This window comes from Shewanella sp. SM32 (assembly GCF_025654235.1).
In the GTDB taxonomy this organism is placed as follows: Bacteria; Pseudomonadota; Gammaproteobacteria; order Enterobacterales; family Shewanellaceae; genus Shewanella; species Shewanella oncorhynchi.
The window spans coordinates 17,574-32,427 of the sequence record NZ_JAKKRO010000050.1 but is presented as its reverse complement, the minus strand read 5'-3'; the positions used below and the strand labels follow the sequence as shown (position 1 = coordinate 32,427).

Annotated in this window: 11 protein-coding genes and 1 pseudogene; 6 read left to right on the top strand and 6 right to left on the bottom strand. The window is 46.5% G+C overall.

The genetic code is table 11. The annotated features are described in order from the left end of the window. Positions 1-183: 183 nt before the first annotated feature. The 6 genes and pseudogenes from hypF to hyaA all read right to left on the bottom strand — a co-directional run bounded on the left by hypF (position 184) and on the right by hyaA (position 8,704). A pseudogene (gene hypF, locus L5M10_RS17555) lies at positions 184-2,689 on the bottom strand (carbamoyltransferase HypF). After that, positions 2,682-4,598, bottom strand: coding sequence for a NiFe hydrogenase (locus L5M10_RS17550; protein WP_263255675.1), 1,917 nt, complete (start codon positions 4,596-4,598; stop codon positions 2,682-2,684). The pseudogene hypF and the gene L5M10_RS17550 overlap by 8 nt, the downstream one beginning before the upstream one ends. Before the next feature lie 3 nt (positions 4,599-4,601). Beyond that, on the bottom strand, positions 4,602-5,159 hold the full coding sequence (locus tag L5M10_RS17545) for a HyaD/HybD family hydrogenase maturation endopeptidase (protein WP_105252281.1): 558 nt from the start codon (positions 5,157-5,159) through the stop codon (positions 4,602-4,604). Between the two features lie 7 nt (positions 5,160-5,166). After that, positions 5,167-5,841 carry a Ni/Fe-hydrogenase, b-type cytochrome subunit gene (gene cybH, locus L5M10_RS17540; RefSeq protein ID WP_263255674.1) on the bottom strand — a complete coding sequence of 225 codons (675 nt, stop codon included), beginning with the start codon at positions 5,839-5,841 and terminating at the stop codon, positions 5,167-5,169. A 19-nt stretch (positions 5,842-5,860) separates the two neighbouring features. Then, the gene (gene hyaB / locus L5M10_RS17535; protein ID WP_028760177.1) at positions 5,861-7,564 is read right to left on the bottom strand and encodes a nickel-dependent hydrogenase large subunit; all 1,704 of its coding nucleotides are present in this window, start codon (positions 7,562-7,564) and stop codon (positions 5,861-5,863) included. 3 nt (positions 7,565-7,567) lie between these two features. Continuing rightward, positions 7,568-8,704, bottom strand: a complete 1,137-nt coding sequence (gene hyaA, locus L5M10_RS17530; protein ID WP_028760176.1) for a nickel-dependent hydrogenase small subunit — start codon at positions 8,702-8,704, stop codon at positions 7,568-7,570. Positions 8,705-9,077: 373 nt separating this feature from the next. Between hyaA and L5M10_RS17525 the strand changes: the two genes are divergently transcribed. The 6 genes from L5M10_RS17525 (at position 9,078) to L5M10_RS17500 (ending at position 14,452) form a co-directional block, all read left to right on the top strand. Next, positions 9,078-9,545: a TlpA disulfide reductase family protein gene (locus L5M10_RS17525; protein WP_028760175.1), complete on the top strand. Its 468-nt coding sequence runs from the start codon at positions 9,078-9,080 to the stop codon at positions 9,543-9,545. Positions 9,546-9,548: 3 nt separating this feature from the next. Next, positions 9,549-9,767 carry a DUF4266 domain-containing protein gene (locus L5M10_RS17520; protein WP_028760174.1) on the top strand — a complete coding sequence of 73 codons (219 nt, stop codon included), beginning with the start codon at positions 9,549-9,551 and terminating at the stop codon, positions 9,765-9,767. A 164-nt stretch (positions 9,768-9,931) separates the two neighbouring features. After that, entirely contained in the window at positions 9,932-11,251 is a 1,320-nt protein-coding gene (locus L5M10_RS17515) for a DUF3570 domain-containing protein (protein WP_263166433.1), read from the top strand. A 130-nt stretch (positions 11,252-11,381) separates the two neighbouring features. Continuing rightward, positions 11,382-12,290 (top strand): FAD:protein FMN transferase, encoded by a 909-nt coding sequence (locus L5M10_RS17510; RefSeq protein WP_263166432.1) that lies wholly within the window; start codon positions 11,382-11,384, stop codon positions 12,288-12,290. 20 nt (positions 12,291-12,310) lie between these two features. Beyond that, complete coding sequence (locus L5M10_RS17505) at positions 12,311-12,970, top strand: response regulator transcription factor (RefSeq protein WP_028760171.1); 660 nt, start codon at positions 12,311-12,313, stop codon at positions 12,968-12,970. Positions 12,971-13,054: 84 nt separating this feature from the next. After that, positions 13,055-14,452, top strand: coding sequence for an ATP-binding protein (locus L5M10_RS17500; RefSeq protein ID WP_263166431.1), 1,398 nt, complete (start codon positions 13,055-13,057; stop codon positions 14,450-14,452). The last annotated feature ends 402 nt before the right edge of the window (positions 14,453-14,854 follow it).

The following is a 14,854-nucleotide window of genomic DNA, read 5'->3' as shown; positions in this document are numbered from 1 at the left end:
CCTCTCCTTGTATCGGCAGAGTACGAGGACTTTGCCTGACAAATAATGATTGATGTACGAATCGTTAATTTGGTTACGCTAATGTTGAGTGTGATACAAATTGCGCTACGGATCTTTGATGTTCGTCAGGTTTATGGGGATAAAAATGGCGAGCGAACATCAGGGCTTATCAAATAAGTAAGGTTATTGACTATGATGAATGCCATACCAAAGTTGGCCTAGGGCGATGCCGCCATCATTGATGGGTATCTGTTTACTGGATAACACTTTATTTCCTTGGGCGCTGAGCTTGCTCAGGCAGTATTCCAATAGATATTTATTTTGAAATACGCCACCGCAGAGCACGGTTGGGAGGTGTTGATACTGGGCTGCATAATCACAGAGAGCATCACCTAATGTGTGTAGAAAGGCGCGGGCGATGGCATAGCATCTATTGTCTGTTAGCGGTTGTGCTGTAATCAATTCAACAACTTGCTTGAACATCTCACTGCTTCGCCACTGGTCGATGTCAAGAGGTAAGTTAAGCGAAATGACTTCAAGGGCTAATGCATCGGCGCGATTGGCCGCGGCTTCTATCGCCATGCCCGCTTGGCCTTCAAACAGTGTGGTTTCTATTAAGCCTAAGGCGCAGGCGAGGGCATCGAACAGTCGCCCGACAGAGGAGGTTTTTATCGCGCTGCCGTTCTGCCAGATCTTATGTAAGTTAGCCAGAGTGTTTGGGCGAATGTTGTTTAATATAGGCAATTGTAATGCGAGCACAGCATCGAGGCTCATTTGCTCGAATAATAATGCCAGTAACAACCTAACGGGTTGCTTAATGGCTTGCTCGCCACCTAGCAGGGCTATGGGCTCAAAATGGGCCAGTCGCTGCGCTTTATCGAGCGTAGTTAATAGCACTTCACCGCCCCATAAACTGCCATCGTCGCCAAGCCCAGTACCGTCAAAACTAAAGCCCAATACGGGCTCTCGATATTGGTTAACTGCCATTACGCTGAGCACATGGGCATGGTGGTGTTGCACCGATAAACATTGATTTTGACGGGTATCGCTGAGTTTTACACTCGAGTTTGAGTGCATTTCAGCCCAGCGTGAAGGGGCATAATCTGGGTGTTTATCGCGAATAATAAGATTTGGCGTAAAGTGATACAACCGAGCAAAAGTGGCTAAGGTGCGCTCAAAATACTGCTCGGCGCTGACACTGAACAGGTCGCCAATATGGGGACTTAAAAACACATTATTGCCAAAGCCTAAGGCGATGGCATTTTTTTGCTGTGCGCCCACGGCCAAAATCGATTGGGTCAGCGGTATCTCTAAGGGGAAACTTAACGGTGCATAGCCGCGGGCGAGGCGCAATACTTGCACCTCTGCGGAGGAATCCAGTTGCGGCTGGATCACTTGCACCACACTGTCATCACAGCCATTAATAATCGGCCGATTATGATCGACTATCGCATCCACCACATGGCTTAAGTGACTAATAAGCTCATCACAATCAGTGATGATAGGTTCACCGGAAACATTGGCGCTGGTTGCAACTAATGGCCCTTTGAAGAGACATAATAGCAAATGATGTAGCGGTGTGTAGGGTAAAAATACCCCGAGTTTATTCAGATTGGGGGCGACAGCTAAGCTGAGGTCATGATCGCTTCGGCTACTCATCAGCACTATGGGCCTTTCCTGCGAACTCAATACTCGCCACTCGGCATTCGTCCCTGTAACATAGTGCTGCGCCATAGTGATATCCGCCATCATCACCGCTAGCGGCTTGGCTTGGCGCTGTTTTCGCAGCCGAAGTGCGTTGACGGCATTGTCACTTCGGGCATCACAGATTAAGTGAAATCCACCCAATCCTTTAATTGCCAGAATCTGCCCTTGGCGTAATCTGTCTGCCGCAGCTTGAAGTACCGCAAGGTCCGTACCCAATTCAGGTGCGCTGACATTTGAGGCATTGGGAAGGATGCATTCCCCTTGGGGCGTTTTTAAACTGAGTCTGGGGCCGCAAACGGGGCAACTGACTGGCTGGGCATGGTAGCGGCGGTCGAGTGGGTTTTGATATTCTTTGGCGCACTCGGGACACATGTCAAAATCGGCCATGGCGGTGTTGTGCCTATCATAGGGTAAAGCATTGATAATCGTGTATCGAGGGCCACAGTTAGTGCAGTTGGTAAAGGCATAGCCAAGGATTATGCATGTCGTTCAAGCAATCTTGGCAGGTACTTTTATCTGCCGATACCGCCACTAGTGCACCTATCGGTGAACTTGGATCATCGTCCTCATGGCTGTCGCTTTTTATAATCTCAAACGTGGTTTCGCTTAATAAAATCGGCAGTGGTATTTGGCTGATATTGTCGATACGGGCGAGTGGCGGTGGAGTGGTATTGAGTGCAGTGATAAAGCGAGTGAGGTTTTCATCATTACCTTGCAGCTCAATGGTCACGCCCTTGGCATTGTTGAGCACAGTGCCCGTCAGTTGAAACTCAAGGGCATAACGATAGACAAAGGGGCGAAATCCCACCCCTTGTACTATGCCTGTGACGTGCAACTGACAGCGTTTTAACGTGGCTCCCTTGTGGACAAGGTATTCCAATGCCAGCCTTCGTTTTATCTGCAGGTCACTGTGCTTTTTGTGGCGACTATTGTGCCTATGTGGCTTTATGCGTTGTGACTTAACTTTTGGCCTCCTAATCATGGGCATTCAGTTGGCGCTGCTTAACGTAAAGTGCCCCAACGGCTAAGTTATCGCCGTCTAAATCCAGGCTGCGATTGATCACTAAGGGGAAGTTTTTGCCTAAGCGTAAGCTGATGCGTTTGCACAGGGTTTCATTGATTAATTCATTACCCGCTAAGGCTATATTGTGCACGCCGATATTTAAATCGATATGCTCGATCCAGTTAGATAAATAGTCCGCCAGCGAGTCTTGCATTGCAAAGGCGAGCTGACTCGGATCGTCATTACCCGCAATACGAAAACTTAAGACAGTGCCTAAGGTTTTACACCAATTTAGGCTGCGGTGGGCTTCACCTTTGGTCAGCGGATAATCGATACGCGGTGCATTGGCACCGTGGTAGCGCATGGCGGCGGCCATGAGTGCATCGCTGAGCCTTGCTTGGCTTTGAGTCTCTTCTTGTGTATTAAGGCCAATTAATATGGCAGCAATCGCCCACAGGCTTTGTAAGTTGTCCCGTCTGCCGTGAAGCTTTAGGCTTAAAAGTTTTAGGTAATCTTCGGGGAACAGGCTCTTAAATTTTTGTGCTACGGCTTTTTGCGGACTGCTGTCCAGTTGATGGAAGATTTCGTAACCGTTATCGGGCAGCTCGGGCAAGGCAAAGAAAAGTTCAGTGTCGCCCTTATTATCGCAGGTGACAATTTGACTGGCGTGGGTATGGCTTAAGTAAATGACCGCAGCATTTTTTGCCTGTTTATGACTGGTAAACTTACCGTTGAGCAGCGCACTGAATAGCGCTGCGTCTGCAAGGGTGTGCTTTTCTGTGTTGACTGTATTTTGATTATTATCGCTTAGCATACTGGTGCAATTAATATCACTGTCTTCACTTGACGGTACTTGAGTCAATACTGCCACACTCAGTTCGCCTTGGTGCGATCGTGAACGTTTCGCCGCTTGCCATTGGGCCTGATAACCGTGAAAACTGACTTTTTCCCTTAAGGGTTCTGGAGCGATAAAGTGCTTGGTTTGAACCTGTGTTGAGCTTAAATCGTGACTGGCGATTTGTGCCCAAGCACCATCGACCCACGCTAGCTTCGGCCTATTATGCGGCCCTTTAATGTAAACCCAATCGACCCCTTTTTGTCGTAATACTTCCCCGAGCACTAAGATCACTCGGCTGTAGGCAAAGCAAATGTCGTACAGCGGCGCACTGAGTTTGTCGTGTTCTTGCGTGGGTCTCGCGCAGATAAGCGGCTTTTCAATACTCGAAAGCGCGAGCACCTGCGCATCGTTCAGACAAAAATGGGCGTTTAGCGTATTGGGATTACAAATTAACAGTTGTGGCCGCTCGCCTAAGGGCTGAGCAAACGGTGTCAGACTAAGTTGCAGATTATCGGCGGCCGCTAATGTCAGTGGGCCTTGTGTCAGCAGTCCCTGTGCCATGGCTTTAATATCTGACAAGGTTAACGCTTTTTGTGCGGACGTTAATTGTGTTTCGCCTTTGCAGCAAGGGCAAATTAAATCGAGTGTGCCAAACTTTGCCGACTGATTATCGCCAATCAACGGATAACAATGCTGGCAAAAAGGCACTATGGCAGAGCTTGATCCAGACTGTGGAAAGGGCAGTAAGGTTTTACTGCCTTGGGGCTCGTCGATGACTTTAATGCTAGAGTCAATCAACCAAGCGGAAATCAAAAAGTCCGCGGCAATGGCATCGGCCAATTGTTCTAGTTGGTTTTGCTCGCCCTGAGCTTCAATAAAATAGCTTTGAGGGCCAAAGTCATGTTGGCCAGCACTATATTGACCTGAGCTATGTTGACCATCACAGCCTATGCTGATATTTAGTTCATCGTAATTTAGATATTGATTACATAAATGCGCGTACAAAGGCACCTGACGTGAGCAGGTAAAATCAAATCTGATGTTTTTCATCTTCTATATACTTTCACCAGTAGTAACGCCACGTTTATAAGAGTCAGGGATCAGCGAGTCGATACTATGCTCGGCAACACGCGTCGCAGTGAACCCAAGGGAGGCTAAGTGGGATAACAAGCTTGATTCCATTAAAGGTACCGCGGCGGCGACTTTAGGGGTCAAGCCTAGCACCATAGGTTCGAGCACGGTTGGGGTGACGCCCAGCACAAAGGTCTTAGGTCTGTCGCCAACCATTTCCATCATATTGAGGGTTTGCAGCATTTCGACTTCATGGGCGCTGCCTTGCCAGTCGATTTCCTTCGGCGCTTTATCAAAATCGAAGAAATAGACTTCGCCCGCTTCTACGCCATTGGCATTAACTGTATCGACCACGATTAAATAATCGTATTGGCAAATAATAGGGATAAGTCCCTGAGCCAAGGTGCCGCCATCGAGCAGCGTTAGCTGGTGGGACTCATGGGTAAACTGATAATTATCAGCTATATAATTGACAAAATGTACGCCGATGCCTTCATCGGCGTACAGGACATTGCCAATACCGAGTAGCAATATCTTCATTGGACTCCTAGTGGTGTGAGTTTGGCTTTGGGTAGTCATAGCCAGAGACAATCGAGTCAACTGAGTTATGTTTGAAGCGTATCCCTGACCAAACCGCCATATAGACGTGGATAACTACAAAGATAACAAATGCCCAAGTGAGGTAGTGATGCCAAATCCTAACTTGTGCCAGCCCACCCATTTGTGCCGTGATCCAAGCGGCGCTGCCCCAAAGCATGCCACCTAAACCTTGGTGATACACATTGGCATACAACACCAGACCCGTTATACATATCACAAGAGCGACCAGTGAGATTGCTACATAAGTCACAAATTGCAGCGGTCCATAGACACCGGCTTTATGTAAGTGCCCCATCCATAAGTAAGATTTCAGCTGAGTGATCCAGCTTTTTACACTCATGACATCGCGAAATGAGCGCCGCTCAATGTCGCTTCGGCTGAAAAAATACAGGTAGAAGCGCACTAAAGTGATTGCGGTTAGTACAAAACCGCAAATCAGATGAGCGAAGCGGATCCAGCCTTGTACGAGTACATCCGTACTTTCAGGCGCCACAAGAAACGGCCAAGCAATATAGAATCCGGTGATCACTAGCACTAAAATTGATAGTGCCCTGAGCCAGTGGAAAATCCGTATTGCCGGACTAAAAACCAGTGTCCGAATGCGGGTTGCAGAATGGTTCATTTTGCGTTCCCTCCCTCGATTATTGACCATTGGGACTGACACGGAACTCGCTCAATGCCTGACCTTTAAAATCCATCACGTGTACAGAACACGCCATGCAAGGGTCAAATGAGTGAATAATACGTATCACCTCAAGGGGTTTAGTAGGATCTTCTAGTTTCAAGCCAATTAAAGAGGCTTCATAGGGACCCATTTTACCGTTGGCATCCACAGGTCCTGCGTTCCAGGTCGTCGGTACTACGGCTTGATAGTTCTCAATCACTCCATTTTTGATGCGGATCCAGTGGCTTAACATGCCGCGTGGCGCCTCGATCATGGCGTGACCTACATACTCTTTATTTGGATCAATATTGGGTTTTACATAGGTAGATTCATCGGACTGGATATTCGTCAGCAGCGCATCAAAGGTTTTTAACCCTTCTTGGGCGACGATGACTGTCTGCAACATACGGGCTGCAGTGCGACCTAAAGTGGTAAATAGAGCCGCTACGGGTAGACCTGTGCGAGCGAGCAGGCCATTAACCGAATCCACGACCACCTTGTTACCGCGGGCATAACTCACCAATAGGCAGGCGAGTGGACCCACTTCGACAGGTTCACCTTGATAACGGGGAGATTTCACCCATGAGTATTTGCCATCACCATCCAGTGTTGGCAATTTGCCGTAGACAGTGTCGCGTTCAACAAAACCAGTGTAATTAGGAATCGTTGTACCGTCATAGGGATGTTGCGGTGCATCGGCGCTATACCAAGCGTGGCTGACGTCTTCGGCAATCAGATCTGGATTCACATCACTGACGCCAGCAAGGTCGCCATTCATGATCACGCCTTGATTAAACATGTATTCGCCATTGGCTAACACAAAGTCATCGGTCGCCATGAAGTTTTTCACGTTTACGCCGCCCAACACGCTAGGTTCAGTACCAAAGGCTTCGGCCGCCATCACGATATCTGCTTGATAGGCACGCAGAATAAAGTCAGTTACAGTCGCATGTTTTTGCTTCCATTCCTGCAGGCGAGCAGGGCTGAGCATGTCGCGCACCGAAGTCACACCACCGACAACAACGGATTGTGGATGTGGTGATTTTCCACCAAATATGGCTAGCATTTCTGCCGCAACACGTTGTACTTCAAGCGCTTTAAGGTAGTGAGATAGCGCGATAAGGTTTTGCTCTGGGGTAAATTTATAGGTGCCGTTGCCCCAATAAGCGTTGGCAAATGGACCTAATTTTCCCGTTTCGACAAAGCCTTTAACTCTTTCTTGTACCGCTTTTAAATCACCTTCACCCGCCGCTATGGGGTGGTCTGTGTATTTCAGGGCAACTTGTGCCGCTTTAGCAGGATCGGCGCTCAGTGCAGAAACCACATCAACCCAATCTAAGCCGTGTAGATGGTAAAAATGGACAATATGGTCGTGCATGTATAAAGAGGTTTGCATTAATGAACGTAAGTATCTTGCGTTCAATGGAATTTGAATTCCTAACGCATTTTCAACCGCTTCAGTACCGCAGCGGTAGTGGGAATAGGTACATACGCCACAGATACGTTGCACAATAAGGCCAACATCCATAGGCGTGCGGCCTTTGAGAATGACTTCAATACCGCGCCAAAGTGTGGAGGATGACCAAGCCTTGTTGATGACGTTATTTTCATCAACTTCGACTTCGATACGTAAGTGACCCTCGATACGTGTGATAGGGTCGATAACAACGCGCTTGCTCATGGGTTATTCCTCCAGCGGTTTGGCAAAAATACTGGCAACGGCATGGGCTCCAATGCCCACCACTGTCGCGCCTAAAATCACCGCACCAATAGTATCTGCGGTCGCATCCAATCCATGGAGGAGTTGACGGCCAAGGGGTTTTTCAAAGTCAGCCATATCGTCCCAGAAGTTAGGTTCTGAGCAACCCATACAACCGTGTCCAGCGAGTACTGGCCAGCTAGTGTGATGGTTAAAGCGCTCGGTTGGGCAGTTGTTGTAGGTGTAAGGACCTTTACAACCGACTTTATAAAGGCAGTAGCCTTCTTTCGCACCGTGATCGCCAAATTCTTCAACGAATTCACCAGCATCGAAGCGGCCGCGGCGTTCACAGTTATCGTGTACCCGTGCGCCGTAAGCCCATTTAGGTCTATTAAACATATCCAGCGCAGGTAATTTTCCGAACATGATGAAGTACATCAAAGTGCCGACTATGTTCTTTTCACTCGGTGGGCAACCGCCTAAGTTAATCACGGGTTTACTGACCACTTCATGCACGCCTTTAGCCCCCGTTGGGTTTGGATAAGCGGCTTGCACCCCACCAAACGCCGCACAAGTGCCAACAGAGATAATCGCGGCGGCGCCTTCTGCAGCATGCTTGATGATTTCTAAACCCGTGTGGCCTTTACAACCCACAGTTAAGAAACTGCCGTTATTTGCAGTCGGAATCGCCCCTTCAACGGCCAGTAAATAGCGGCCCTTGTAAGTTTCGAGTGCATGTTCGAGGTTTTCTTCGGCTTGCCAACCCGCTGCAGCCATTAAGGTTTCGTGATATTCCAAGGAAATATGATCGAAAATCAGTGAGTCTAGATTGGGGGTATCGGTACGAATTAAAGATTCGGAGCAGCCAGTACATTCGGCCATATGTAACCAGATTAAGGGTACACGATCGGCTAATTCTGCAGCTTCGGCTACTAAGTTACTAAAGGGGAGGGGTAATGCGAGCATGCTCGTCACCATGGCACTCCACTTCATAAAATCACGGCGACTAATGCCGTGCTGTTGCATTTTCTCAATCAGCGATTGTTGTTGACGGGGAGCGAATTGGCGTAACGCATCTAAGCGCGCCTTTCCCTGTTCATATAGGGCTGCATGTGTGTCCATGGGTCAACCTTTTTGTTATTTAAATGTAAATTGGTAAGGGTTTACATAATTGACAGTGTCAGTTTAGGCCGTTGGAGTGTAAAGATTATTGATGTATATCAAGAATTTTTAAGAGATGTGACCGAACTGATTTTGACATTTGATTAACATGACGCAGATCTAATTTCACTTTTTCTAATGGGACAAAATGTCTCACATTTGCCATTTTGGATGAAATCGGTCACTTAATCAGCACTCATGTGATTAAGGCGATGCTGATAACTATGGTTCATTCGCGTGGTGAGTAGGTTAATTAAACTTATATAAGCTTGTTTAAGAAAACCTTAAGATTCAGTTAATAGATTCGAACGTAATCGTTAATGCGGAATATGCTATGAAGAAAATATTATTGTTACTCAGTTTATTGGCCGCAGGCGTACAAGCCGCGCCATCGCTGGACTATCAAGTGTTTAACGCGCAAAACCAAGCCGTTTCCCTGAGTGAGTTTAAAGGCAAAGTCGTCTATGTCGATTTTTGGGCATCCTGGTGTGGCCCTTGCCGTAAATCGTTTCCTTGGATGAATGAAATACAAAAAAAGTATCAAGATCAGGGATTAGCTGTCGTGGCAATCAACCTAGATACAGATAACGAGTTAGCCCAGGAATTCTTGAAACAAGTCCCTGCCAATTTTTCAGTGCGTTTTAACCCCGAAGGTGATGTCGCTCGCAGTTTCGATTTGCTGGGCATGCCGAGCAGTTTTATGTTCAATCGTCAAGGTCAGTTAGTACAGCATCATGTTGGCTTTTATGCCGATAAAACCGCTGAATACGAGCAAGAGCTCGTCAATTTACTGAAGGAGTAATTTATGCTTAAACCCGCATTAGTCGCAGTAACGCTCATCATAGGTTTGAGTGGATGTTCAAGTTTAGGAGTGCAGCCGTGGGAGAAAGGCCAGTTGGCCCGCAGCGATATGGCGCTCGACAGTGAAAAGCTCGATCTAGCACTCGATGATCATATTTATTTTAGTAAAGAAGGCAGTAGCGGCGGTCGTGCATTTGCCGGTGGCGGATGTGGCTGTAACTAAACTCTCCGTTGGTGTTATTTGCCTTTAGATGTTACGAATAAATGTAACGCACAGATGTAATGAACAGACGTACTAAAACAAATGTGACGAGCAGATGTTCTAAAATCTGGGGCGAAATCCCGCGGTATTGAATGGATGGAAGTGACCTACAGGTGTTGTCAGCTATGACTCAAAAAAAGAACCCAATAAATACAAGACAATCGAAGCAGATAGCGGGTGCTCTCGCATTAGCCAGTTGTGGACTGTTTGCAACAAGTGGCCATGCGACTGAATTATCTAAAAAAGCTGACGACTGGAAGATTGATGCTGCGTTAATGTATTACGGTGAGCAAGATAGAGTACAAGCCATCGAAGCCATAGGCACAGCGCAAAAAGCCTTTGGCGATGACAGTGTGCTGGATCTCAAACTCGTGGTTGACAGTCTAACGGGTCCTTCAGCATCGGGCGCTGTGGCCCAAAGTACCAGCCAAACGTTTACTCGACCATCAGGTAATGGGCAATATCATGTTTCAGCGGGGGAAACGCCGTTAGATGACACCTTTCACGATACTCGCGTACAAGCCAATGTCGGTTGGAGTGAAGTGCTAACACCAGATTGGAAACTCAGTGTTGGCGCATATGGCTCGAAAGAGTTTGATTATATGTCAATGGGCATCAATGCCGGAATTGAGCGAGGGTTTAATAAAGACAACACCACTTTATTTTTAGGTACGGCTTATAGTTTCGATGTGGTTGACCCCGTTGGCGGTCGTCCGGTGGATTTATCTTCGATGGTCATTCGCGATAACTTCACCAGTGAGGAAGCTTATCGCAGCGCATTCGATGCGACTCGTCAAGGTGGCAGTGATGATAAGCAGACCGCGGATGTGATGTTAGGTATCACCCAAGTGCTTAGTCAGCGCTGGTTGTTGCAGGCCAATTACGGCTTGTCGAGTGTGAATGGCTATTTAACGGATCCCTACAAGGTGATCAGTGTGGTGGATAACAACGGCATTACTCAGGATTTATTGTATGAGAGCCGCCCCGATTCGCGCTTGAAGCACAGTTTTTACGTGATGACCAAAGGCGCATTAGATGCGGGTGTGGTGGATTTTTCCTATCGTTATAATACCGATGACTGGGACCTCACATCACATACCTTAGAAACCCATTATCGGTATTACTTTACCGGCAACTTCTATGGTCAATTACATCTGCGCTATTACCAACAAACTGCGGCTAACTTCTATCAACCTTTCTTGATGGCTGATACGCCACTGCCAGAGTTTGCCAGTGCCGATTATCGTATCGGAGATATGTCGGCATATACGATTGGGGTTAAATTTGGCCATAGATTATCGGGCGGTCATGAAATGTCGTATCGCTTAGAGTATTACCAACAGGATCCGAAAAATAACGGCGCTACGATTCCTGGAGAGCTGCAAAACTTCGATCTGTTTCCGACTCAGAAGGCAATTACAGCACAGTTTAGTTATTCTTTTTAATACGAAATAATGCTACTGGCTCAGATAGCAAGGCGTTAAACTGTATGGGTAGCTTAGCTACCCATACTCAATTTGCGCCTGAACTTATTCAATCGGAATCCCAGTGGGATGCCATGTGAAGAGGTGATTTATGATGTCGACATCGTCCCTAAAGACCGCACCTTATTCGTTGCAACGCCGTGATTGGGGTTATGTGGGTGAATTTAGGGCCATGGCGAGTCCCTGTGAAATACTCATTGGGTGCGATCAACTTGATATTGCAGACGATATGTTGGACATGGCTGTCACTGAGGCGCTGCGTATCGAACATAAGTACAGTCGCTTTATCGCGCAGAATTGTCTGTGGCAATTAAACCATGCCAATGGTCATAAGCAGCTTATCGATGAAGAAACCTGGCAGTTATTGGCTTTTGCTAAACAATGTTTTCAGCTCAGTGATGGACTCTTTGATATTTCTGCTGGGCCGTTAATGGAACTGTGGCGCTTTGATCCCAAAGCCCAATTGCCCGAACATGGTCGCATACTTGCCGCGAAAGCCTTAGTGGGGTTTGAGCACATCGAGTTTGATTCGCGCCATATTGAGATGCCAACAGGAATGAAATTGGATTTTGGTGGTATCGCAAAAGAATATGCGGTCGACAGAGTCGCCTATGAGTTAGCCGAATGTTATCCAGACATTCCAGTGTTAGTGAATTTTGGCGGTGATATCGCTTGTCCCGTGTCCAAAGTGACGCCATGGCAAGTGGGAATTGAAGACCCACGACACCTCGATCACGCTGCGAGTGTACTGGCGATTAGTCAGGGTGCATTAGCGACCAGTGGCGATACGCGGCGATTTTTTGAAGTCGATGGCAAGCGTTACGGCCATATTGTCGACCCACGCACTGGCTATCCCGTTATCCATGCGCCGCGCTCTGTGACTGTGTTAGGGCCAAACTGCGTGACTGCAGGTATGCTCGCCACTATGGCTATGCTGCAGGGGCGAGACGCGGAAGATTTTTTACAGCAACAAGATGTTAAGTTCAGTATTTTCCGTTAGGGCTCAGTTAAGGACATTGAATGCGTATTATGTTGGTTGAAGACAATGAGTTATTAGCCCAAGGGATTTGCTTGAGTTTGGCAAAGCTGGGTATGCAAGTTGATCACCTTAATAGTTATCAGCAAGCTTTGCTGGGGGTTAAAAATGAAAGCTTCAGTGCCATAGTGCTCGATCTGGGATTGCCTGATGGTAATGGTAAAGAGTTACTTAAAGCTTGGCGCCAGCAGGGGGTGTCAATTCCCACAATAGTTCTGACCGCGAATACGGATTTTGACACTAAGCTCGAATGTTTAGACATGGGCGCCGATGATTATCTCGGTAAACCTTTTGATGTGCGTGAATTGGCTGCGCGCATTCGTGCCATCGTCAGGCGTCAGTATGGGCTCGATCACAACAGTTTGATTATTGGTGCTTTGTGTATCGATTTAAATACCCGTGAAGTGACCTTTCGCGATCAAAATGTGCTGCTTTCACGGCGTGAATTTCAATTACTGCTCGAACTCGCTCAGTCGGCAGGGCGTGTATTGACCCGCAGCCAGTTAGAACAGTTAACCTATGGCTGGGATGAGGTTGGCAGTAATTCAATAGAAGTGCATATCCACCATCTGCGCAAAAAACTTGCCAATGAATTAATCAAAACCGTGCGTGGAATAGGCTATACCTTGATCGAAATAAATTAATTTGAAGAGTTAAGTGACAAGCTCCACGTTTGTGGGTACTGATAACGCAGTGATGACTTGAAGCATAGTCGTTAGGAAAAAGAAGTGATTCGATTAAAGGGGCTAGATGTGTATTCACTGCGTTTGGTACTGACATTATTAATTTTGTCAGGTATTTCAGTATCCGTCGCTGTATCTAGCTGGTTGAGTACTCGGGATTCTAAGCATCAAATCGAAGAACTCTTCGATGCGCAAATGCTCCAAACCGCTAAAATGTTGGAGTTGTTCTATCATACTGAGCCCAATACAACAGCTCAGGATCTCGTCATACCCCAAGTGCTCCACGTTCCCGATAGCCAGATCAGTTCCTTTGCCGAAAAGGCCGATGCGCTGAAACTGGCCTATGAGCATAAATTGGCGTTTCAAATCTGGAGTGAGGCGGGTGAAGCCTTAGTTTTATCGGATAATATTGGTCATCAACCTATCAGTCGATTCGTACAGGGTTATCATAAGAAAGTGTTCGAAGGAGAACTCTGGCATGTGTTCAGTTTTTTTTCGGTTAAAAATCATGTTTGGATTGTCACTGCTCAACAGGATGAAGTACGCCAAGAGCTTGTATCGCAAATCATGCATAATGCCGTTATCGTGCCCTTGATGGTAGTGCCTTTAACATTAATTATTGTTAGCTTCTTGTTTTATCTCTTGTTTCGGCCATTAAAAACCTTTGAAAGAGAATTAATTGGACGGGCACCCAACGATTTGACCCCGTTGACTATGTCATTGCCTAAAGAATTAGTCCCTGTTCGGCGCGCATTGAACTTATATATCAATAGTATCGCGCGATTTATCGCCCGTGAGCGTCGTTTTAGCGCCGATGCGGCCCATGAGCTTAAAACGCCATTATCTGTGATTAAATTACATCAACATGGCTTAGAGAGTCTGATTGATGATGATCCGCAGCAGAAATTCCATTTAGCTGCGATAGATGCTGGCGTCGTGCACATGAGTCATACCGTTGAACAATTACTCGTATTAGCAAGGGTGGACTCGATTAATGAGCTTAATGTGTCATCCCACGCCATTTTGCCTATGGTCGAAGATGCGCTTAATCAATTAATGCCACAAATCACAGATTATGAATGGAATATCGATATCGCATCCAATCTAACGGTGACCTGTGATCGTTTTTATTTGCTACTTGTACTGAAGAATATTATCGAAAATGCCTGTAAATACAGTCCACAGGAATCGGAGATTTCAGTGTCGGCCCATGCTTTGGATGATGAAATCTGTATTTGTGTCGCGGATCGAGGCCAAGGCATGACAGAGCCGCAGATTGCCAATGCGACAGAACGTTTTTATCGTGTGAATGAAAATGAAGGCATAGGCGCGGGATTAGGTTTGTCTATCTGCTATCACATCATAGAATTGCACCAAGGTCGTTTAGTGATTGCGCCTAGGGAGCAGGGCGGATTATCTGTGACACTTTTTCTGCCAAAATAGTTCAGGCAATGAAATGTTAAAATAGATCCGCAGTTTCAGTGACATCAGCTCAGTTGTTTTGATACATTTAAGCGGGTAAAATTTTGAAATTTCCTGCTGTCTTAGTGTTAATCCTTAGGCTTACCAACAGATTGATTCGCTTATTGTGATATTTCATCTATGATCATCAACACTTAGTTGAGGTGTAAAAAGGCTCATTTTACTTTCAATAATGTAGCATTTGGATCACTTAATTTGTTTTTGTAACTTTGAAAACAGAAATAAGCATGATAATGTTATTTTAATATTCATTTTTGGTATAAGCTTATTCTCAAATAGTATTGTGTAGAAGGGGTTAACTGCATCTTTATTTATGAGTTTTTTTCTCCTTCTGATATCTTTCGCGATATGTAAGCAACTGTT

What these genes read in the sequence shown, in the direction of transcription:
- L5M10_RS17515 (WP_263166433.1), top strand. Translation starts at nt 9,932, where the DNA reads ATGACTCAAAAAAAGAACCCAATAAATACAAGACAATCGAAGCAGATA.
- L5M10_RS17550 (WP_263255675.1), bottom strand. Translation starts at nt 4,598, where the DNA reads ATGAAAAACATCAGATTTGATTTTACCTGCTCACGTCAGGTGCCTTTG.
- cybH (WP_263255674.1), bottom strand. Translation starts at nt 5,841, where the DNA reads ATGAACCATTCTGCAACCCGCATTCGGACACTGGTTTTTAGTCCGGCA.
- L5M10_RS17510 (WP_263166432.1), top strand. Translation starts at nt 11,382, where the DNA reads ATGATGTCGACATCGTCCCTAAAGACCGCACCTTATTCGTTGCAACGC.
- hyaA (WP_028760176.1), bottom strand. Translation starts at nt 8,704, where the DNA reads ATGGACACACATGCAGCCCTATATGAACAGGGAAAGGCGCGCTTAGAT.
- hyaB (WP_028760177.1), bottom strand. Translation starts at nt 7,564, where the DNA reads ATGAGCAAGCGCGTTGTTATCGACCCTATCACACGTATCGAGGGTCAC.
- L5M10_RS17545 (WP_105252281.1), bottom strand. Translation starts at nt 5,159, where the DNA reads ATGAAGATATTGCTACTCGGTATTGGCAATGTCCTGTACGCCGATGAA.
- L5M10_RS17505 (WP_028760171.1), top strand. Translation starts at nt 12,311, where the DNA reads ATGCGTATTATGTTGGTTGAAGACAATGAGTTATTAGCCCAAGGGATT.
- L5M10_RS17525 (WP_028760175.1), top strand. Translation starts at nt 9,078, where the DNA reads ATGAAGAAAATATTATTGTTACTCAGTTTATTGGCCGCAGGCGTACAA.
- L5M10_RS17520 (WP_028760174.1), top strand. Translation starts at nt 9,549, where the DNA reads ATGCTTAAACCCGCATTAGTCGCAGTAACGCTCATCATAGGTTTGAGT.